This is a genomic window from uncultured Aquimonas sp., assembly GCF_937888285.1.
Taxonomy (GTDB): Bacteria; Pseudomonadota; Gammaproteobacteria; order Xanthomonadales; family Xanthomonadaceae; genus Aquimonas.
In genome coordinates this window covers 85,785-107,975 of record NZ_CALART010000029.1, presented here as the reverse complement: position 1 = coordinate 107,975, position 22,191 = coordinate 85,785, and the positions used below count along the sequence as shown (strand labels likewise).

The following is a 22,191-nucleotide window of genomic DNA, read 5'->3' as shown; positions in this document are numbered from 1 at the left end:
CCATGGCCAAGAGAACGACCCACCAGCTGGCCTACCGCGCCATCCGCATCGAAGGCGGCCTCATCCCGGCCGAGGAGCTGACCCGGCTGACCGTGCTGGGCGACCCCAGGGCTACCGAACAGACCGAGAGCCACTATCAGCTGCCCAAGGGCCTGAAGCTGCGCGACGAAATTGCGCGCGACTTCAAAATCGCCCTCAACCTCTGGCAAGACTTCCAGACACTGCGGCAGCGGCTGGACGTGCGCGCCCACGAGGTCACCGTGCGCGAGTGGCTGCTGCCACTGCTGCGCGACGTGTTGCACTTCAACGACGCCGCCCCTTGCCCGCCGATCGTGCAGACGGGCCACCATTACGCCATCGGCCACGCCGCCGGCAACGGCCGTGTTCCACTGGTCCTCGCAGGCTTCGACGAAGCCCTGGACGCCGCCACCGAGCGCTTTGGCGAAACCAACCCCGACACCGGCAAGACCCGCCGCCGCAGCCCCTTCATGCTGGCGCAGGAGGCACTGAACGCCAGCGATGCCTCGCTCTGGGCCATCGTCAGCAACGGCCTGACGCTGCGCATCCTGCGCGATAACGCCAGCCTGACCCGCCCCGTCTACATCGAGGTGGACCTGGAGGCACTGTTCAACGAAGAGCTGCTGGCCGATTTCAGCGCCTTCTGGCTGCTGGCCCATGCCACCCGCTTTGGCGCAGCCAACTCAGCGCCGAACGACTGTCCCTGGGAGCGCTGGCGGGCTGCCGGCCAACAGGCGGGCGTCACCGTTCGCGGCAAGCTTCGTGACCAGGTAGCGAACGCGCTCCGCGCACTGGGCACCGGCTTTCTTTCGCATCCGGCCAACGGCGCGCTCCGCGCAGCCTTGCAGACCGCTGAAGACGGCTACGACCGACAGGCCTTCTTCGAAGAGCTGCTGCGGCTGGTATACCGGTTGATCTTCCTGTCCACCGTGGAAGACCGCCGTGACCGCGGCACGGGAGAGCGTCTGGTCTTTACGCCGGACGCCGCCGACGAGGCCAAGGCGCGCTACCTGGCCGGCTACTCGATGACCTGGCTGCGCGAGCGCGCCGTGCGCCGCAGTCAGCACGACCGCCATGCTGACCTCTGGCAGGCGCTCACCATCACCTTCAACGCGCTGGCCCGGGGCGAGCCCGCCCTTGGCCTGCCAGCGCTGGGCGGCTTGTTCGACACCAACCAGTGCCCAAGGCTCGACGCCGCACAGCTCGACAACCGCCACCTGCTGGCCGCCGTGTTCCAGCTCGGCTGGTTCCGTGCCGATGGCAGCCTGTCGCGCGTCAACTACCGCGATATGGGCCCGGAGGAGCTGGGCAGCGTTTATGAAAGCCTGCTGGAGCTGGTGCCGGAACCGCAGGGCCTGGCCTCGCCTGTCACGGCGCGCCTGGCCTTCGTGGGCGACGATGAGACCAACGCCTCCACCAAGGGCAATACCCGCAAGCTCACGGGCAGCTACTACACCCCCGACAGCCTGGTGCAGGAGCTCATCAAGAGCGCGCTGGAGCCGGTGATCGCGCAGACGGTGAAGGCCAACCAGGAGCGCCCCGTCGAGGCGCTTCTGTCGCTCACCATCTGCGACCCCGCCTGCGGCAGCGGCCATTTCCTGCTGTCGGCTGCGCGACGCCTGGCCGACGAGGTGGCACTGCACCGTGCGGCCGCAGAGCGTGAGGGCGGCGCCCCCACGCCCGCCGACTACCGTCACGCGCTGCGCGACGTGGTCAGCCGCTGCATCTACGGCGTCGACAAGAACCCCATGGCCATCCAGCTGGCCAAGACGGCCCTGTGGCTGGAGGCCTATTCACCTGACCGGCCGCTGAGTTTCATTGACCACCACCTGCGCGTGGGTGACGCGCTGCTGGGCGTGCTCGACCCCAAGGTGCTGGAGAACGGCATCCCGGACGAGGCCTACACAGCGCTCTCGGGCGACGACAAGGAGGTCGCCAAAGCGCTGAAGAAGCAGAACAAGACCGACCTGAAGAGCTGGCGCCAGATCGCCAGCGGCGATCTGTTCTCAAAGTCCGGCCTCATCACGCAGGCCCTAAGCGTGGAGACGCTGGACGACGACACCCCCGAGCACTTAGCTGCCAAGCGCCGGGCATGGTCGCTGGCCGAGGCCGAGGCGCAGCGCAGCACCTTCGCCCGCCTGGCCGACACCTACGTAGCCGCCTTCTTGGCGCCCAAGCTGGCCGACGCGGGCGACACCGTGCCGCTGTCCGGCTACTTGTGGGGCGTGCTCAGCGGTCAGGCGCCGAAGGCCGCGGTGGAAGACGCTGCGCAGGCCCTGTGCCGCCAGCACAGCGTCTTTCACTGGTGGCTGGCGTTCCCACAGGTGGCGGCCAAGGGCGGCTTCAGCGTGATGCTGGGCAACCCGCCTTGGGAACGTATCAAGCTGCAGGAGGAAGAGTTCTTCGCTACCCGCAGTCCGCTGGTGGCCATGGCCAAGAACAAGGCGGAACGTGCCCAGCGCATCGAATGGCTGCGCGAGGGTGTGCTGCTGCACCGCGTGAACCCCGACCTGGAGCGTGCTGAGGGGCTCACGCCGCCCAACCGGGCCGAGATGGCGCTGTATGCCAGCTTCATTGCCGCGCGACGGGGGGCGGAGGCTGCCAGTCTGTATGCCCACGACAGTCGGCGCTACCCGCTCACGGGCGTGGGAGACGTCAACACCTACGCGCTCTTCTCGGAGACGTTTTTGCAGGCGACCTCGCCCAGCGGTCGTGCGGGATTCATCGTGCCCACTGGCATTGCTACGGACGATTCAACGAAGCACTTCTTCGATGCTGTGTCCGAGGGCCGTTTGGTCAGCCTCTGGGACTTGCGAACGGGTCCGGGTCTGTTTTCTGAAATCGGCCACCAGCGCTTCAAGTTCTGCCTCTTGACCCTGGGCTCCGCGCCAGCTGCAGACTTCGCATTCTTCGCACTGCAGGTGGATGAACTGGCAGACCGTCGCCGCCACTTCCAGCTGACGCCAAGCGAGTTCAGCCTCATCAACCCCAACACTCGCACCTGTCCGGTGCTCCGCAGCGAGCGTGATGCTGAGCTGACCAAGAAGCTCTACCGTGCCGCCCCGGTGCTCATTGCCGAAGGCGAGACGGATAACGATGGAAAGGTACTACGTCCCGAGGCAAATCCGTGGGGCATCCGCTTTCAGACGATGTTCCACATGTCGGGAGATAGCGGTCTCTTCGCGGATGCGCCCGCCGCTGCCAGCACGCCCGGCCGTCAGCCGCTGTACGAAGCCAAGATGATTCACCAGTTCGACCACCGCTGGGCCACCTACGTGGACGCCGCCAGCGGCACGGTGAGCGAGGTGGAAACGGCCGACGTGAGCAACGCGCAGAAGGCCGACCCCGCCTGCACCGTGCGTCCGCGCTACTGGGTGGACGAGCGCGAGGTGCTGGCCCGCACCGCCCGCGTGCCCAGCCGCGTGGCCCGCGCTTGGCTCTTGACGCATTGTGAGGGGCCGTATTCGGAAATCGAGGACGAGAAGTCGCTCGAATTCGCTGTGGCTTCTTGGCTTGCCGGAGAGTGGATGAGCCGGCTCTGTGGTGGCGCGCTGAAGGGAGCCAGCGCGAAGGTCCTGGCCGAAGCTCAATGGCGTGCGACAGCGGAAATGGACAGCAACGCCGCGCCGTTGCTTGGAGCTCTGCGACGTACCAGAGGTGGTGAAGACCTCAGCAACTGGGCCAAGTGGGCGCGGCAGGATGCCGAGACGCCATTCGGTGACGCGGAGGAGACGGCTATTCGGTCGTGGCAGGGAACCTTTCACGGCCTGTCGAACGACGGCACAAGAATTGGCTCACTCCTGAATTTCGTAGACGAGTGGATGGACCGGCGCAGCCCGCGCTGGCTGATGGGCTGGCGCGACATATGCCGCAGTACAGACGAGCGCACCGTGATTGCTTCGGTGATTCCACGGCTGGGGGTGGGCCACACGCTGCCTTTGCTGTTCACCGAGCAGCCGGCCACGTTGAATGCAGCGTTGCTGGGCAACTGGTGCTCCCTGACCTTTGACTACGTGGCCCGAACAAAGGTTGGTGGTACGCACTTGACGTACGGCTACTTGAAGCAGTTCCCGGTGCTACCCCCCGACCGCTACACCGAGGCCGACCTCGCCTTCATCGTCCCTCGCGTGCTCGAACTCACCTATACCGCCCATGATCTGGAAGCCTGGGGCCAGGACCTCACCGCCTACGACCCCCGCCCCGCCGCCGATCAAGGCCGCCCCTTCGCCTGGAACCCCGAGCGCCGCGCCCAGCTACGCGCCGAGCTCGACGCCTACTACGCCCGCCTCTACGGCCTCACCCGCGACGAACTGCGCTACATCCTCGACCCCAAGGACGTGATGGGCGAGGACTACCCCAGCGAAACCTTCCGCGTGCTCAAGGAAGGCGAGCTGCGCGCCTACGGCGAGTATCGGACGCGGCGTCTGGTGTTGGAGGCGTGGGACCGGCAGTCCTGTTGAGAGCCCATGATGTCAATCGATTGGTCCCTCATCACTCCCGAAGCTCTCCAAGCTTTGGACTTCGAAACTCTGCTGGAAGGGGTCGAGTCCCGAGAGTGTTTTAACTTCAGCCGACACCTGGCTCGTCTCCGCAATGAGCCGGAGCGTTGGTCACTCGCGGAGGCGGCTTGCCTGAGATTCGCGACTCAGGTTACCTCCATGACCTTGCACCCAAACAAGCCCACAGAGCCATATGGGCCGATGTTCCAGATGGGCGAAGGCCGTAGCGCAGTTCCGGCGGACTTCCCCCGAGAGATCCTGAAAGCTGTATATCCATGGGCCGCGTCATTGAAGGATCCAGAGCTGCGGGCTCGATTCCTGGATGTCATCTGGGTTCAGGCAAAGCTCTTCCCGGCCGCGAAGGAGGCTGTTCCGGCGTACATCGCCAGTGCTCAGAACTTGTTTGACCCTCAACACTGGACCGCTTGCGCGAAGAGGCTCGAACGTGCGATCAGGCTGGCTGCTTCGCTTGGGAAGCCGGGCGCAGAGTTGGTCGACTCTGCATTGGAGGAAGTGCTGACCATCGTGCGCAGACTGGGCGGCTCAGACCCGCTTTATCTAACCCTACGGCTGACCCAGCTTTTGCTCGAGTTTCGTCGGGGAGATGGAGCAGAGCTTGCCGAGTACACCAGCAAGGCCGCACGGATGGCCGAAGAATCCGGGGAATTCTGGCGCGCCAACGGCTACTTCAACTCGACGGCCGATTGTTACCGAACTGCCCATCAGCCCGATGATGAGGCTACGTATCGACGTGCAGCGGCAGAGTCGCTCGCCAAGGAAGCGGAGGCAGCACTCAGCCAGGCCGGCCGAGGCGCCATAGCCGCTGCGACCGTGCTCTCCAGTGCGGTGCAGGCCATGCGCCAGGCTGGCGGGGGGAAAGAGCGTGCAGCGGAGCTCGGTCGTCGGCTCATTGAGCTACAGGCGCAGGCAGTGTCGGAACTCCACAGCATCTCAACCGCAATTGACGTCAGCGACCTGGTGCGAACTGCCAAGGGGATAGTCAGGAGAAGGCCCTTCAGAGAGGCAGTGCTTCGACTCTGCCAGATGCTCCGGACCCCATCCCTTGACTCGCTGCGAGAAGAAGTGGGGGAACAGGCCCGCACCGGCGTCTTGGACGCTGACAGCCCTCAAGACGTGTTGAACTCCAGAGGCAGAGTGGTCGCGAAAGTGCCGGGCCTTGAGCGTGGCGCTACCGACCCGAGCCTTCCAGGCCTACGGTGGCGAATGTTCCGCTGCGCGGCGAGGCGGCGGAGCTTGAATGCCCAAGCCGTCATCGAGCCGGCCCGGCAGATCATCCTCCACGAGCACGCGCCTGACCGCGACCAAGTGCTGGATGTCATCCGACACAGCCCTTGGATTCCTGACGGTCACCATGAGAGCGTTGCGCGCGCCATCGTTGCTGGCTTCCACGGAGACATGCTGATGGTGGGGCACCTCGTGCCCATCCAATTTGAGGCCGTGGTGCGGCAGGCGGTCGAGCTTGGCGGCGCACCCGATCCCATGCTGAAGCCAGATGGAACTCAAGTAGAGCGCACGCTCTCCGCCTTGCTGGACTCGGCAGAGGCGAAGCGCGCGTTCGGAGAGGCGGGCGTCTTCGAGCTGGAGGACCTGCTCATTGATCCGTTGGGCAGCAATCTCCGCAATGAAGTCGCCCATGGGCTGAAGTCAGATAGCGACTTCTTCAGCGACGACTTCCTCAACATTTGGTGGCTCTTGCTGAGGTACGTAGCGCTGAGCGCTCACCTCGTCCGCGAGAGGCAAGCCGCTGCAACCTCGCACAAACCAACGAGTGAAAGCGTCGAATGACCGAAACCCTCTTCAAAGAAGTCCGCTACACCCTCGGCGGCCTAGTCAACGGTATCAGCATGGGCCAGATCGGCCTACCGGATATCCAACGTCCGTTTGTGTGGAGTAACGCCAAAGTCCGCGACTTGTTCGACTCGATGTACCGAGGCTACCCGGTAGGCTTCTTCCTGTTCTGGGAGACAGGTGCCGACGGGGTCGAGACGAGGGTCATCGGCGACACCAACAAGCAGAAAACGCCCTCCCTGCTCATCGTCGACGGGCAGCAGCGGCTCACCTCGCTCTATGCGGTCATCCGGCGCGAAGCCGTGCTGCGCGAGAACTTCGAGCGGGAGCGCATCCGCATCGCGTTCCGGCCGCAGAACGGTACGTTCGCAGTGCCGGATGCCACCACCGAGCGAGACCCGGAGTACATCCTCGACATTTCCGAGGTCTTCAACCGCCCAACGCACAAGACGATTGCCGAGTACCTGAAACGACTGTCTGCAGCGAGGAACGTGTCGGATGCGGAAGAAGAGAGGGTGGCCGAGGCCATCGGTCGTTTGGCGGGGCTGACGAACTTCCCCTTCATCGCGCTGGAACTATCGCAGCAGTGCACCGAAGAGCAGGTGGCCGACGTCTTCGTGCGCATCAACAGCGAGGGCAAGAAGCTCAACCAGTCGGACTTCATCCTGACCCTCATGTCTGTGTTCTGGGACGAGGGCCGTACCGAGCTGGAGACGTTCTGCCGCGCCGCACGGCAGCCCGGGCCGGTGGGTCAGGCCAGCCCGTTCAACCCGATCTTCCAACCCGACCCCGACCACCTGCTGCGAGTGGACGTCGGCGTTGCTTTCCGGCGCGCGCGGCTGGAGAACGTCTATTCACTGCTTCGAGGTAAGGATCTGGCTACCGGGGAGGCCAGCCCGGAAAAGCGGGCCCACCAGTTCGACAAGCTGCGCGACGCGCAGGCACGGGCCCTGAACCTCACTCACTGGGCGGATTTCCTCAACGTGGTGCGTGCGGCGGGTTACCGCAACGGCAAGCACATCAGCTCGGTGACCGCACTGGTGTTCGCGTATCAGCTGTACCTGCTGGGGCGCACCGAGTACGGCGTAGAGGGTTTCAAGCTCAAGAAAGCGATTGCGCGTTGGGTCTTCATGTCGCTGCTGACAGGGCGCTTCACCGCGTCGCCTGAGTCGCGCATGGAGCAGGACTTGGCGGAACTGAGGGATTTGAGCTCTGCAGATCAATTTCTGGCTCGGCTTGCCTCAGTCGAGTCAGCCACTCTCACGGACGACTACTGGAGCCAAACCCTGCCAATGGACCTAGCCACGTCCGCAGGCCGCAGCCCGGCGCTCTTTGGTTTCTACGCGGCTCAGACGCTGCTTGATGCCCGCGCGTTGTTCTCGTCCATGAAGGTCGTCGATCTTCTGGACCCACCCGCTCAGGGACAGAAGAAGCCTCTCGAGCGGCACCATCTGTTCCCCAAGAAGCACCTCAGCAAGCTGGGCATCACGGGAATCCGCGAGACCAACCAGATTGCCAACTACGCGCTTGTCGAGTGGGGAGACAATATCGCGATCTCGGACACACCGCCCAGCGAGTACTGGCCCAAGTACGCAAAGCGCTTCGAGCCCGAGACTTTGGCAGCCATGATGCGCTGGCACGCCTTGCCGCAGGACTGGTGGTCGCTGAGCTACGACGAGTTCCTGCTGGCTCGCCGGCCACTGATTGCGGACGTCATTCGCCAGGGCTACGCGAAGCTGATGGGTACAGGGGCGTGAACATGGGAATGGGGGAAGAGGCTGTAGGAAGAAGGTGTTCGCTGTGACCCAGCAGGCGCCTGAACTCAAGAACCGCGTCCTCGCAGAGCTGCAGCGCAAGCCGGGCCTGAAGGCTGCCGAACTCGCGGAACTGCTCGATGTCGAGCGGCGTGCGGTGAATCAATGCCTGGCCTATGAGCTGGTAGGCAAGGTCCAGCAGGGGTCGGACTACCGTTGGCGGCTCGTTGCATCTACCCGACCGGCTTCCACGCAGGCGCAGGCGCCCGCGACTACCGAGATCGGCCGTCTGTGCCGCTACTATCTCGAGTGCATCGGGCAGGACATGGACGAAGGTGTCAGCGCCTTCGCACAGAACAAGTACGGCGAGCCCGATTATGCCGAGCTGCGGGCGCTTCCGATGGGCAGCCGCAGCGCGGATTGGTTCAACGAACCCGGCGTCGGTCGTGTTCTCGGAAAGGTTCGGCAGGACCGTTCGAAGCTGATTGCGTGGCTGGGCTATCCGGTGCGGCTGCGCCGGCATCGAACGCCCAGGTGGGAAGGCTTCTTCGTCGAGCCCGTCCTGCTTTGGCGCATCGAACTGGGTGAGCGCGGTAGCGACTCGCCTCGCATCGACGATGAGCTCACTGTTCTGAATGCCAAGTTCCTGCGATCGGTCGCCTTGGGCGACGGCATGCAGGTCGTGGAAGAGACCGCACGGCTCACGGAGGAGCTTGGCCTGAATGTCGCCCTGAGCGAGCTGCCCGACGCAGAAGAGTTGGTCGACCGCCTCGCGCGCATCCGGCCCGACTGGGACTGGAAGGAAGCACTGGACCCGACAGCATGTGCGGGCGGCCCGCCACTCTCTGAGTTGACGGAGCAGGGCATCTACAACCGGGCGATCGTCCTTCCGGGAGAGCGTTCGCCCTATACGCAAGGCCTGGAGACGGAGCTCAAGGCATTGGGCAATGTTTCGGACGCTCACTTGAATCGCACCGCGCTGGGGCGCTGGATGAGTGGCGCAGTCGAGCCCGACAGCCCCAGCGTGGACAGCGAGCCGCTGATCGAAGTGCTACCGATGAACACGGAGCAGCGCGCCGCGGTGCGTGCGGCTCTGTCCTCACCCCACACGGTTGTGACCGGTCCGCCTGGGACAGGCAAGTCTCAGGTGGTGACGAACCTGCTCGTCAATGCCGCATGGCGCGGCATGAAGGTGCTCTTCGCCAGCAAGAACAACAAGGCAGTTGATGTAGTCGAGGCACGCGTGAATGGCTTGGGAAACCGGCCAGTCCTGCTGCGGCTCGGATCGAAGGAGTACCAGGCAAAGCTCTCGGGCTACCTCACGCAGCTGCTGTCGGGAAATCCAGGGCCTGAGGACAAGGCCAACTACGAAGAGGGGCTGGAGCGGCACCGCAGCTTGGCTGAGAGGCTCGCCGAGCTGGATCGCACGCAGCAAGACACCTTGGATGCGCGCAATACGGTTGACCGCCTCGACGCCGAGGCGGACGACGCCCGCAAGCTGTTCGGCGATCTTCTGGATGGCATCGATGAAGCGCTGGTGCGGCGAGCGAAAGCGCATCTGGCCATATTGGAGCGCGCCGTGGATGCGGCGGATCCTCAACGTCAGGGATTCATCACCAAGGCTCTTTGGCGATGGACCTCGCCAGACCGCTTGCGTGAATTGAAGCGCGTGCTGGATGAGGTGACCCCTTCAGCGTCCTCGCTGGGACTGACGCTTCCGGGGGCGACGGCCGAGCCCGAGCTGGCGAAGTACCGCCAGGCAGCTGAGCAGTGGAAGGCTCGTCTACTCGCCGCCAAGAAGGTCCTGAGCTATCGGCGGGCACTGGAGGTGCTGAAGCAAAGCCCCTCCTTCGAAGACATCGCCGGGCAACGCACGACACTTGCTGAGCAGGTGGCGCAGAACTCGCAGCGGTTGTGGCGCGACTGGGTGCAGCTCGCGCCCACACGCCTGACGGCCGCACAGCGCCGGGACGTCGCCGACTACGCGGCCGTGCTGCAGTTGATGACTGCATCAGACGCAGGGCAAGTCCATGCCTCCGTTCGTCAACGGGCGCGGGCACTCCAAGGCAAGGTCACCGAGTTGTTCGCCTGCTGGGCCGTCACCTCGCTCTCAGCGCGAGGAAGAGTTCCCTTCGAGCCTGGCTATTTCGACCTCGTTGTCATCGACGAGGCCAGCCAGTGTGACATCGCGTCCGCCCTTCCTCTGCTTTACCGGGCCAAGCGCAGCGTGATCATCGGCGACCCTCAGCAGCTGCGACACATCAGCGCGCTGAGCCGCCCAAGGGACAGCGAGCTGCAACACAAGCACGGATTGGTGGATACCCGCTTGGGCTGGATGTACTCGGTCTCGTCGCTCTTCGACGTGGCGGCCAGTGTGGTGTCGCAGCAGAGCATCGTGAATCTGCGCGACCACCATCGCTCACATGCGGACATCATCGAGTTCTCGAACCAGGCCTTCTACGAGGGTCGGTTGCGGGTAGCCACGCGATACCACCAGCTGAAACGCCCCAACAGCTCGGGGCCGGGCATCCGGTGGCAGGACATCCGCGGCAAGGTGATCCGCCCGGTCTCTGGTGGTGCCCGAAACGAACCCGAGGCGGCCGCGGTGCTGGCTGCCTTGGAGGATCTGCTGGTCACGCGGGGCTACCCCGGTACGGTTGGCGTGGTGACGCCGTTCCGCGCTCAGGCCCAGTTGCTTCAGCAACTGGTCGAGGAGAGCCAGACACTCGCCAGCGCAAGAAGCCGATCCGAGTTGCTGGTCGATACCGTGCACCGCTTCCAAGGCGACGAGCGGGACGTGATGTTCTTTTCGCCCGTCGTCTCCGAGGGCATGGCGACAAACTCTCTGGGCTTCCTGCGAGGCAACGGCAACCTGTTCAATGTGGCCATCACGCGTGCCCGCGGTCTTCTGCATGTCGTTGGTGACCGCGCGGCTGCCGCAAGCTCGGGCGTCGAGTATTTGTCGAACTTCGCCGCCTACGTCGAGGGATTGCGCACAACCAGCGGGGAGAAGTCAGAGCCTACGAAGGTCCAGTTGGGACCTGACTACCCGCCCGTATCCAAACCTGAGCAAGTGTCGGACTGGGAGCGGATCCTCTACCGGGCCCTCTACGCAGCGGGCATCAAGCCCATCCCGCAGTTCAGCGTCGAGCAGTACGACCTGGATTTCGCTGTCATCGTTGGTGGGCGCCGCCTCAACATCGAGGTGGATGGCGAACGCTATCACCGCAGCTGGACAGGTGAGCTGTGTCTGCGCGACCAGCTTCGCAACCAGCGCCTCATCGAGCTTGGCTGGGAGGTCAAACGGTTCTGGGTCTACCAGGTGCGAGACGACCTGGCGGAGTGCGTCGAATCCATCGCTCGCTGGGTTGCAGACGCGAAGGCCTCCGCATGAATGCGTTGCAGCGACTACGCCTCGAAAAGGCCGCGGCGGACTGCGGTTTCGAGATGAGCCCGATGCAGCAATCCGATTGGCTGGAGCTTCGGTCTGCGCGGTTCCCGGAAGCTGTGATGGTGCGGGTGAGCGACGAGGACAGCTTCGAGGTCAGCGCCTCGGATCCAGGCATCCTCAATCTCGGTGATGGCAGTGCCTGCCTGACGGTTGACGGCTATGGCCAGCTCTATGCCCTGCTGCGCTCAGCGGCAGCCTATGCCCGTACCAAGCCCAATCGGGTGGCGGATGAGTTCAGGAGTAAGACATCCACCCTGCCAAGAGCGACCGAGGCCGAGCGCCTGGTCGTCCAGCGCGTTGGGCAGGATCTGTTCCGGAGTGCGCTCTTGGACTACTGGCAGGGTAGGTGCTGCGTCACGGGTTTGGATGTGCCTGAGCTTCTGCGGGCCTCGCACATCCGCCCTTGGGCTAAGTGTGATACCGACGAACAGCGCCTCGACGTGTTCAACGGCCTGCTTCTGGCACCGCACCTCGACGCCCTGTTCGACGGCGGGTGGATCACATTCTCGGACGCTGGCGAGGGCTCGGTCTCACCCGCCTTAGACCCGCTACGGCGCCAGCAGCTCGGTGTGGTGGCTCCACTGAAGATCCAAGGTCTCCGGGCGGAGCACTGCCGTTATTTGGAGTTCCATCGAACGACTTCTTGGCGTCTTTGAGTGACCTGCCTGGAGCGCGCAGCTTGATGAACCCGATGGTCTGCTCGGTGGTGAATCGACTCATGCGGATGTCCGTCCTTTCAGGAAACGGAACGCTTGCGACCTTAAGAATCTTCGCCCCCGCAAAGGCGTGGGCCCAGATGCTCCGCTCCGCACGCTGGATCCCCGCCTTCGCGGCGATGACGACCACAGTTTCTTCGAGAACAGCTGGCCCATCGCGCGGGCCTGAGAAGCTCTCAGGGTGACGGAATCCATCTAGCTTCGGGTGGGAAGGCTGGGCAGCGGGTGGTCAGGTCAGGTCACCCGCGCCATCCAAGGACTCCACTCGCGACGGCGAAAAGTGGGGGGCAGCTGAGTTGATCCGCCGAACGATCTCGCGCAGCTCAGGGGCGACCTCCCACTCTGCCAAGACAATGCCATGGAGTTGAGCGCGAAGATCGCGCCAGCGATCGCGAAGTACAGCCCAGTTCTGCTCATCGTAGGTGCCCCTGAATATGACAGGGCGAACTTCGATACGCGGCCAGTCTGGACTTCGACTGTCGCCTTCAGCGTGGCGCTCACAGAGCTGTTGCCAGCGACTGCCAATCCGATCGACGCGGCCGATCTGCTGCTCCACCACGCCTGGATTCCACTCCGGATGCAGCAGAACTACTGTCCTGCAGGCCAAATGCAGGTTGAGCCCCTCGCGCCCAACCATGGACTGCGCAACCAGCACCCTTGGGTTGGCGTGCTCACGGTTGAAGGCGAGCTGTAGCAGCCGACGAGTTGTCGGCTCGGTGCGACCATACAAAAGTCGCGCATGGTCCCCATCGCTACGCGCGTACTCTGATCGCAGGCGCTCCGACAGCTGGCCCCAGAGACCCGCAGCCTCGTCGGCGTCGAGTTGGCTGTCGCCGTCCTCATCCTCCTCGTTTCGAGCGCGCAATGCGCCGATCAGTTCGACGAAGGCGCTCGCTGCGCGTTGGCGGTCCTCGTCCGTGTCGAGGCTTTCCACCCCAAGCGCATGAAGGGCGCGAGTCACGTTAGCGATGTCGGAGCTGCGCACGTGGTTGCTCGAAGTTTTGAAAGCGTCAAAAAGGGCACGCACGACGGTGCCGTCGGCAAGCTGGGACTGGGACTCGAGGCCTTCCTCGAGCCCCTCGATCAAGTGACGGCGGAAACGCTCACGTGCGCTCTCCAGTCGGCGGTAACCGTCCAAGAGTCGATCAAAGAGTTGATGCTGGCTCATCGGCTGCTGCAGCCTGAGTTGGCGCTGCGCAACCTCGGCGACCAACCAATCCGCATTATTGAGGGTCGACTGTGGCCAGTGCTCCCCACGCCCAAGCGCACGCCACATCTCGCGTGCGTTGAGCAACTGCACGAGCGCGCGCAGTGGGCGCGTGAAGCGTCCGAACACGAGGACCTTCTCGCCATTCGCCGTGGATGATTCGATCGAATGCACCGCGGCCAGGATGGCTGGATGGCCATAGAGTGCCTGATCGCTCGAGTTCGCCACGCCGCGGATCACGCCGCCCCACCAACGGTGCCGCTCTTCGCGCTTCTGCCTGACCACCGCGGGTTCCGTTGCCTGGGCAACCCTAACCCGCTCACCTGATTCCTCGGCGTCCTTGCTCGATTCCTGATCTTCCGTTGCATCACGCAAGGGCTCATCGAGCAAAGTTGCGATCCCATGCCCGCTGCCCATCGTCAGGCGCGCGCGCTTGGAGCAGCCGTCGCTCACATCGCCAGCGATGTGGGACAAAGCCTCGGCCGCGCAGACAGCACGGCGCCACGGGATGGGCATCTCCTCTTCGCAGGGGTCCACGAGGATTTCGGACTCGCGTCGGTAGGCGTCGTGTCCGAGGCCACTGCCTTGGACGAAGCGACGGACCGCCTCGTCCTCGCGCTTGTCGCGGCGCAGCAGGTAGGGCGTCAGTGTCTTCTCAAAGCGACGCGCCGCACCCGCGTAGATCTCGCTCGCCTGTTCGTTCGAGGGCACGCGCCGAACCGTGCGGACGGCAGTAGCGTACGTCTCAATCACCGCATCGATGCCATCAGTCGGGGCCTGGATGCGATCCAGAATGTCTTTCCACTGCGCCGGATGCAGTTCCACTGGCGTCGCGGTAAGGGCCAGGCGACGATGATGGGGGGTCGTCCACATCGCGCCCTCGATCAGCTTCGCGAGCCCGCTGTCGAAATGGCGGCTCTTGTGGGCCTCGTCGATTACGATCAGATCGAATTCGCCGAGCCCTAGCCCAATGAGCCGCTCGAAAGGCTGGCGCAACTTCTCACCCTTGCCATAGTTGGCGGGAATGCGCGTTTCAGGCCACGTCACCCCATGCAGCAAACCATCGAGGAACACCTCCGCCGAACGGCCGATTCGGATCGCTTCCGAAATCATCGCATCGGCCGCCGCGGCGATCATGTCGTTGTCGAGTCGAGCGTCTTTGTGGAATCCATGGGGCAACTGGCGAGAGCCGCGGCGGCGCCACTGCGCGTAGACGTGCGAAAAGACCGACCAGCGCCAGGCCTGCGATGACTCGCCTAAACGCCAATTCGCGAAGGCGTGGGAGATCAGCGTGACCTTACCGTCCGCCCAAGCCATGCCGGAGTTCCGATTGGACGCGTTCCGCGCGGAGAAGTACTGGCCGAGGCTTCTGAGTAGGGCACTGCATTCAACCCCTGCATCCCGAACCTCGTCGGCCCACTGGAACCCAAGACCTGGCGGAATGACCACGGCAACCCGCCCCCCGTTCTCGACCACTGCTCGAATCACGGCTGCCGCAAGGCGCGTCTTGCCCATGCCCACCTCGTCGGCAATGACCACCCCGTTGCTCGGGAGGCGCTCGGCGATTGCAGTCAGACTCGCACGCTGGCCCTCACTGAGCTGCCATTGATCTGGGAACGAAAGGTTGGTCTCGTGATCCGCCCGGGCAATTCTTTGAAGCGTTCGGGAGACCTGGGGCCAGAAGTCGCAGCGGTTGCTCATGCGTGCTCTCCCATCGGGGCGAGACCGGCCACACCCCATGCGCTCTCGATCCTGTCCAGAAGATCGTCGTACAGCCTGCCAGCCTCGCTCGCTTCCGGAGCCTCCGCATAGGTCGGTCGAAACGAGGGCAGGCGCAGGGGCTGCAATGGGTTCAGTCCCATGGCGCGGAACGCGCCGACAGCTGGATCGTCAATCGTCTGAATCAGGGTCTGCTCGAGCCTCGCACACCATGCGGTCCAGTCGCCCTCTGCGAGGCTGGTCTGCCGTTCTGCCACCAGTTCGATCAGACCCATCATGTCGCGGATCGCATAGCCCGCCTGCACCACGCCGTTGACTTGAGCGGAGTTCATCAAGCTCGACTGCATCCCTTCATCGACCTCAGCGTCGCTGTCGTCTTGTTCCGGCGCGTTCGGAAAGTCGAGCAGCTGCCAGCGCGCGCTGTCGAGATCGAGTCTTGGCAGAGGTGATGCGGCAACGCGACCGCACTCGTCGACGACAGGAATCCGATCCAGTCGCGGCGCCTTGCCGATGGGCGTCCAGCGCACCGCTACCTCCAGCGGCTTGTCGTCTTGCCAGAGGAAAGCGCTTGAATCGACCCGCTCGCAAGTGCGGCCCGACGAATGAAGGACGTCATACGCAGGCAGCGCCTCTTCAGCGCCAGCACTGGCTGGCACCCGCAGCAGGCCGCCAGAGGCCTCCGGCTCCCACTCGAGCCACGCTATTGGGGGCGCGAGCGTCTCTTCGGTTCGCTCTGGAAAGGGGTCGCCGGCCACAAGTTGCTGCACCGACAGTTCGTTGTCCTCCCAGCCCACCGGCAGCAGATGCTCGACCGCGCGTCGGTGCGATCCCTGCGCATCCTTCGCATACCAGCAGAGCCCAGACAGCCCCAGCACCACGCCGGCCTCGAGGTTCCCCCTATCGGGCCCAGAGAGCAGGAATCCAGCTTGGGTCAGATTGCCGGAGCCGAGGTACAGCCAGGGGCTCGCACAGGTATGGTCCCCGCGCCCGCTGTTGGCGCTGAAGATGAACTTGGCATGCAGGGTCCGCGCCCGACTGTTGCCAAAAATCGCGGCGGGCACACGGGGGGCGCGGATGGTCATTTCCGTCGCCTTCAGCGCCTCCTCGCTGGCCTCAGCGATCGCCTGACAGGCGGTCTCGTTCACGAAGACGTCGACCTCCGGTGATTGGGTCAGGAGGCCCTGCTTTTGCAGCTCCTCCCGAATCCTGGGCGGCACCTCCGGGAAGGATCCGTTTTTGGCGGGGGCTTCGAAATAGCCGGAGCCCATGGCCAGGTAGTTTCTTCGTTGGCCACCGGCATGTTCCTGGACGAGTTTCGGCAACTGCGTCAGTAGCGACTGCTCGTGCGTGTCGAAGAAGCGTGGTCGCGGCTTGCCCTGAACGCGGTCGCAGGACTCGAGCCAACCCTCGACCCGTGACCTCGCCTGCTTCGCCAACGCTATGGAGCCGATACCCCCGGCCTGTAGCAAGCGATCATCGAACAGCGGCAAGAGCCGCTTGAAGAAGCGCCAAGCCATCGCGACGTCGGCCGCTGCCTGCAAATTCAACGTGTCAGTCTCAGCAAGATCCGCGGCGCGGATGTCGACGCGCCATGCCAGGTCAAGGCTCTCCTCCACGGTCTGGCGCGTCCAGTTGCCGGTGGAGACGATGAGCCGAAGGGTCCAGTCCGTCGCGTCGTCCTGCTTCCGGAAGCCCAGCACGGCTACTTTGGCGTGCAACAGACGAAAGCGAGGCTTGGCGTCTGGTCGCTGCAGGATTTGCACCAATCCGGGTACATCGCTTGGCAAGATTCCAGGGCTGCCTAGGTCCAGCATCAGCCCCAGCCAAGGGCGGCCCATCCAGGCGCGTTGCGCGCGCGTCTGCCGAGTGAACCTTTCGAGCGCGTTGTCAAGAAATGCCGCGTCAGCCGAGTATCCGCAGACCCAGCCGAATTCGGCGACATGATCAAGTGGCGCGTCGAAATGCTGCGCAAGCGAAGGGGTATGAATCACAGACTTCTTCATTTCGCGGCCCCCTGACTGAGATCGTCGAGCTTGAGTTCCTTGCCGAGTTCACCGTGCAGATCGAGGTTCAACAGGAAGAGATTGTTCATCCGGAACGACATGCCGGGCGGCCACTGGATGCCAGCTTGAGGACCGTCGTCATCCTCGGCGGCGGCCGCAGCTTCGGAAGACAGCTGAGCCACAGTGCTGGCGGGATCGTCAGCCGGGGTGCTGAGGAAAAGTGGGCCAGGCGCGATGCGATTATCGATGCGGATCAGCACCACGCCGTCGCGATCGACCAGTGAACGGATCACTCGCGTCTGGTCGTGCGCAACGCACTCGGCGCAGAAGCGTTTGGCCTCTAGGTTTCCATGGCCGGAATCCAGGAAGGCCTGCGCGTCCAGCCTCAGTTGTTCAATTTCGGTGGCGACGCTGTCGAGCAAGGCGCGATCTACAGGCACGGATCTTTCCGACCTCATATGACGCTCAATCGCAACAAGTAGGACGAGGGCGGCATCTCTCGCGATCAGGAAACGGCGTCCGGCCTCCAGGTCGTGCCAGTGGGCATCCGATTCGATCTGGGTAGGTTGTAGTGCCCAGTCGATGGCGTCCTTCCGGTGGAGTCGGAGCCACTCGACCAGGGCAAGCGCGCCGCGTCGACGTCGGCGGTCTTCGTCCGGCTCACCGGGGCGCCCCTGCTTGAGACGCTCCAGAATCTGGTCTTGCACGGACTTCGGAAGCGGCGCGCCAGGATCGAGAGCCTGTCGCAGCAGGGGGCTATTCGATTTGATCTCTTTGCCGCGTATCCAGCGCTCGATGGCAATATCGAGGTCCTGGTTCGAGGGGCGATACCCAGCGGTGTAGTCCTCAAGCAGAGAACTGCCAGCCTCGGTGCACTCAAACGCGTTGAATCGCGAGGATGCAGCCGCGACAAGGCCGAGGGCGGCCAGAGGCTGGACAGTGGCCATCCGCATCGGCTGCGAGACATAGAAGCCGCGCTTCCGTAACCGTTCGAAGGACAACTCATCTTCTGCCACATGCGCAAGCTTGCGTACGCCGCGAATACGGGGATCGCGAACGACCTGCCGACGACGAATCGCCAACCAGCAGCCAAGCGCCTCGATCGCGTTGGCGACCTCAACTTTGCTCCGACGCGTTCGCTCGGCCAGCTGGACGCCAAACAGGGCCAGCACGAGTTGTTTTGCGAACCACACCCCACCCATCCCGGGCACTGCGCGGTCGTTGAAGTAGCGCACCGTGGCGCCAAGTCCAAGAGTCCGTAAACGGCGTGTGCTCGGCAGTTGCTCGGGGCCCAGGAGCCCAAAAACTTCAGTTGGTTGGTTCATGCAAGCGACTTCCAGTGTGAGTCTGATAAAGCGCAAAGCGCATCCAACGATGACGACTGAGACCAGATCTCGTCGCACGGGTCCTCGTCAAGACACACCGCGGCTAATGCCTCGCAGCCGACTCGAACAAACCAGAACGAGATTCATGCGCCATCGACCACCGGCCTCAAGAGAGCAGCGCAACCAGGCCAGCGGTATCCATCAAGCAATACTTCTCCAGCGAGCTCCGTAGCGCGGCGCCTTCCTGCGACGAGAGCGCCCCGTCGAGCAGTTGAAGGTAGGCCACCTGTGCATCCAACCCATTCGCGACCTCCAACCCCTCGTAAGCCAGTCCGGCGGCACTAGTCGGCAGCACAGCCTTCAACGACCAAGACCCCCGCTGCTCCGGATGGTAGTAGTGCTCCCGGTAGAGCGGCAGCAAGTCCACGAGCCGGTCCACCATCCCCAGCAGTCGCTTGCGCAGCTTCGGCTGCGCTTCTGCCATCTGCCGCAGGATCTGCGCCTCGAAGCTGCGGTTCCAGACGAGGATGGGGCCGGTATCGCCGATGCAGTCCACAAGGCGCTTCGCGACGCGCGCTTCGGGGTGGCTGTCCTCGGTGTCGAGGTAGCCGTGGTGCCGGGGCTTGGCGCGGGCGCTGGTCCGCACGTGGCAGGAGAACTGGAAGGCGATCTGCTGGAAAGGTCGCGTGCCCAGCCAGCGTGGCACCGGAAAGCTGATGGCCTCGAAGTCGAGGAAGTAGCGCGGCCAAGGCAAGGCTTTGATCGCCTTGCGCAGCGCCGGGTCCACGAAGGGTTTGCCCGTGCGAGTGGCTTCGGCGATGCGCCGGTGGCGCGGGTTGTCGAAGCGATGCTCCGGCACCTCTCTGAGGTCGCGATAGCCTTCGGCCAGCAGTGCCTCGACGGACTTGCCGCCATGGGGCAGCAGGGTGACCGGGTACTCGGGCTGCGGCGGCTCAGTCGACTGGCAGTGGCCGATGAAGGGGCAGTCGTAGGGGCTGCTGCAGTGCGCGCCGGTCGTGATCTCCGGTATCGGGCTCCGCACGACCTTCTTGAGCTGACGCACCAGCGCGGGGATTTCCGGCTGTAGGTCATCGACCGCGTCGGTGATGTCGGACAGCGCCAGCAGGCCTTCGTAGTCGCCCTCCCGCTGGTACACGAAATCCTTGTTCAAGTGACCGATCTGCACGCGCTTCACCGGTCGCCCGGCACCGCGTAGCACCCAGGTTTGGATGGCGGCATCCCAGACGTGTTCGGCCTTGGCGCTCGTGGTCGACTTCACTTCGATCAGGGTGTCGCTGCGAGGCTCGCGGCGCAGCGCATCGACCCGTACACGCACGAGTTCGTGCTCGAACGCGGCCTCGAAGATCTGCGGCGCCCGCGCCCGCGGGCGCGCCAGTAGGCGCTGGGTCTCGGCCTGCGCCTCGCGGGACTGGGTGTAGTCCGCCTCGACCAGATGCCCGCCGCCCAGCAGCGCCTGCGCCAACTCGCCGAAGGCCGTGCCCTGCGCCAGCCGAAGCTGGGAGGCCTCGCCCCACTGCGCAAGCTCGCGCTGGTGCACGTCCAGCCAGAGACGCTTGTGGCACTGGCGGCCATTCTGGATGCGCGTCTTGGAGAGGTGGGGCTGATAGCGAGTCATGCTCGGCCGCGACGCTTCTTGGGCTGCAGAGCGCTTGAGTCGAGCATTCGGTGCACGAACGGTAGCTCCGGGGGTTTGGAGGTGTCTGCGTGCAGGTCTTGCAAGACCTCTGCCCAGCCGAGTGTCTGCAGGTTGGCGCCGTCGCTTTCGGCTGCTGCCTGCGCCTCCGGCGCCACGTCAGCATCGACCGCACCAGAACCGCCTCCGGGCGTAAGAAAGACGAAATGGGCCCGGTAGCCGAGCAGCGATTCCAGCACGTAGCGCTGCAGCTCCGTTTGGGCCATCGAGAAGGCTGCAGCAGCGTCGTCGTCCCCATGCTTCGCGCTGTACTTGGACTCACCCGAGGCGACCTTGATCTCCACGCAGACCGCACGCTGCTCGGGCAGGTGGATCACGATGTCGGCCTTGGCGTTAAAGGCCCACTTAAGGCAACAGATGCGCTCGGCGAAGCGCAAGGCCTCGGCCCGCTGCGCGTACCAGCCCTGGTCGAGAGCGAGTCCGACCCAGGTTCCAAAGCGACGCTGGTCCCACTGGTTGGGCATCTGGATCTCGCGCTTGGACCCGCGCCCCATGAAAAAGTGGTTGAACTCCGCGATGGTCTTGGTGATCTCCTGCAGGCCTGGCGGCGCGTCGATCAGGGCAAGGATTGCTCGCCGGAAGCCCTCCTCGCGCTGGGCCTTGCCCGCCTGACCCTTGCCGTCGAACTGCCTGCCGAAGCGATGCCAGAGATCGCGGGCATGGGCGTACTCGAAGAACACCTCCGCCTGCTCGGGATGGTCGATCGGGCCGATGCCGTGGATGCGGCGCAGGAAAGCCTGCAGCCCCTCGGGCCGCAGCAGCTGCGCATACAGGATCGCCGCAAAGTTGCGCTCCTCGCGGCAGTAGTCGGCGTAGGTAGGTACGGCATCCGAGCTGTCGCACCGTTCGAGCGGCAGCAGGCTGCGGAGATTCGTGGCTGAGTCGTTCAAGCGGATGTCCTTTTGCGAGTGGGTCGCTGGGAGGGCGCGGCGTCCTGCGGCATCGGCGGCGGGATTGAGCGCTGCCGCCGCGAAATCAGGTGGCTGCCGAAGCTGTTGAGGTAGGCCTGCAGGCGGGGCGAGTCTTCCAGGGTGGCGGTGACGTGGTAACGCCGCTCACCGCTCTTGAGCGCTCGCACCTCGATCTCCTGGTCGGGCGAAAGCTTGCTTTCGGTGAACAGGCGTCCCTTCTCTTGGTCGAAGACAAGGGTCAGCCGCACCCATTCACCGTTGCCCATGCCCATCGCCGGGCTGCGCGCGTAGTCGTGCAGGCTGAAGGTGGGCGGGATCTGAGCCTGTGCGCTCGATAGCTGCGCAGAGAGCATGCGGTGCAGGACGAGTTGAGTCGGCCCCTTCTTGCCGGCCAGGAAGCCGATCAGGATGTACTGTCCTTCGCGCGCCACCAGACCCGCGGGATGCACCTCATGCTCACGCATCCGCCCGGAATAGCCGGCTCGGTAGCTCAGCGTCAGCACCCTCCGTTCCAGCACGGCCTGCAGCACCGTGCGCTGGATGCTCGGATCCACGACAGGCGGAATCAGCGGCTGGGACAGGGGGATGACGGCAATGCGCTCCCGCCAGCGCGCGTGGTCGGAGTTCGGGTGCTGGCCTAGACGCGCTCTCGCCGAGGCGACCACGTCGCGCAACTGCTCGGCCACCGAGGGAGGTAGGAGGTCGCCGGCAAAGGTCGCCATCATGTCCAGCGCCAGCGCATGATTCAGGTCCTGCAGCTGTAGGCCCAAGGCCGCCTGGCCACGCGCCCAGCCCAGCGGCTTGCCCTCGCGCGCATGGGCCAGCCCCTCGCCTTCGAGCTTGCGCAAGTCGCGCTCGATCATGCGCTGGCCCACCGTGTAGCCCTGCCGCTCCAGCGTGTCCCTGAGCTGGGTGGCCGTCTCCATCCCCGTGCTGGGCAAGGCTTGCAGCAGATGGATCAGTCGCATCGCGGTTGAAGCGGTGTCTACGGCCATTGGGCTCTCCGGTGGCTGTGTCGAGCTTGAAGGGTCAATGCGACATCGAGTGTCGCACCTATCGCGCAAG

At 64.4% G+C, this 22,191-nt stretch carries 11 protein-coding genes; 5 read left to right on the top strand and 6 right to left on the bottom strand.

Going from position 1 to position 22,191, the window contains the following annotated elements:
• The first annotated feature begins 2 nt into the window (after positions 1-2).
• The 5 genes from Q0654_RS07940 (at position 3) to Q0654_RS07920 (ending at position 12,187) form a co-directional block, all read left to right on the top strand.
• Positions 3-4,478 carry an N-6 DNA methylase gene (locus Q0654_RS07940; RefSeq protein WP_298852456.1) on the top strand — a complete coding sequence of 1,492 codons (4,476 nt, stop codon included), beginning with the start codon at positions 3-5 and terminating at the stop codon, positions 4,476-4,478.
• Between the two features lie 198 nt (positions 4,479-4,676).
• Positions 4,677-6,323 carry a DUF4209 domain-containing protein gene (locus Q0654_RS07935; RefSeq protein WP_298852454.1) on the top strand — a complete coding sequence of 549 codons (1,647 nt, stop codon included), beginning with the start codon at positions 4,677-4,679 and terminating at the stop codon, positions 6,321-6,323.
• On the top strand, positions 6,320-8,083 hold the full coding sequence (locus Q0654_RS07930; protein ID WP_298852453.1) for a DUF262 domain-containing protein: 1,764 nt from the start codon (positions 6,320-6,322) through the stop codon (positions 8,081-8,083). The genes Q0654_RS07935 and Q0654_RS07930 overlap by 4 nt, the downstream gene beginning before the upstream one ends.
• A gap of 43 nt (positions 8,084-8,126) precedes the next feature.
• Positions 8,127-11,474, top strand: coding sequence for an AAA domain-containing protein (locus Q0654_RS07925; RefSeq protein WP_298852450.1), 3,348 nt, complete (start codon positions 8,127-8,129; stop codon positions 11,472-11,474).
• Positions 11,471-12,187 (top strand): HNH endonuclease signature motif containing protein, encoded by a 717-nt coding sequence (locus Q0654_RS07920; RefSeq protein WP_298852448.1) that lies wholly within the window; start codon positions 11,471-11,473, stop codon positions 12,185-12,187. The genes Q0654_RS07925 and Q0654_RS07920 overlap by 4 nt, the downstream gene beginning before the upstream one ends.
• Positions 12,188-12,476: 289 nt before the next feature.
• On the opposite strand, the gene Q0654_RS07915 is transcribed toward Q0654_RS07920, so the two are convergent.
• The 6 genes from Q0654_RS07915 to Q0654_RS07890 all read right to left on the bottom strand — a co-directional run bounded on the left by Q0654_RS07915 (position 12,477) and on the right by Q0654_RS07890 (position 22,121).
• Positions 12,477-15,155: a helicase-related protein gene (locus tag Q0654_RS07915; RefSeq protein WP_298852446.1), complete on the bottom strand. Its 2,679-nt coding sequence runs from the start codon at positions 15,153-15,155 to the stop codon at positions 12,477-12,479.
• Positions 15,152-17,176, bottom strand: coding sequence for a hypothetical protein (locus Q0654_RS07910; protein WP_298852443.1), 2,025 nt, complete (start codon positions 17,174-17,176; stop codon positions 15,152-15,154). Before Q0654_RS07910 ends, Q0654_RS07915 begins: the two co-directional genes overlap by 4 nt.
• Entirely contained in the window at positions 17,173-18,501 is a 1,329-nt protein-coding gene (locus tag Q0654_RS07905) for a hypothetical protein (protein WP_298852441.1), read from the bottom strand. Before Q0654_RS07905 ends, Q0654_RS07910 begins: the two co-directional genes overlap by 4 nt.
• Positions 18,502-18,667: 166 nt before the next feature.
• Positions 18,668-20,137 carry a DUF2779 domain-containing protein gene (locus Q0654_RS07900; protein ID WP_298852439.1) on the bottom strand — a complete coding sequence of 490 codons (1,470 nt, stop codon included), beginning with the start codon at positions 20,135-20,137 and terminating at the stop codon, positions 18,668-18,670.
• Complete coding sequence (locus tag Q0654_RS07895) at positions 20,134-21,105, bottom strand: hypothetical protein (protein ID WP_298852437.1); 972 nt, start codon at positions 21,103-21,105, stop codon at positions 20,134-20,136. Before Q0654_RS07895 ends, Q0654_RS07900 begins: the two co-directional genes overlap by 4 nt.
• Positions 21,102-22,121, bottom strand: a complete 1,020-nt coding sequence (locus tag Q0654_RS07890; protein WP_298852435.1) for a WYL domain-containing protein — start codon at positions 22,119-22,121, stop codon at positions 21,102-21,104. Before Q0654_RS07890 ends, Q0654_RS07895 begins: the two co-directional genes overlap by 4 nt.
• Positions 22,122-22,191: the final 70 nt, after the last annotated feature.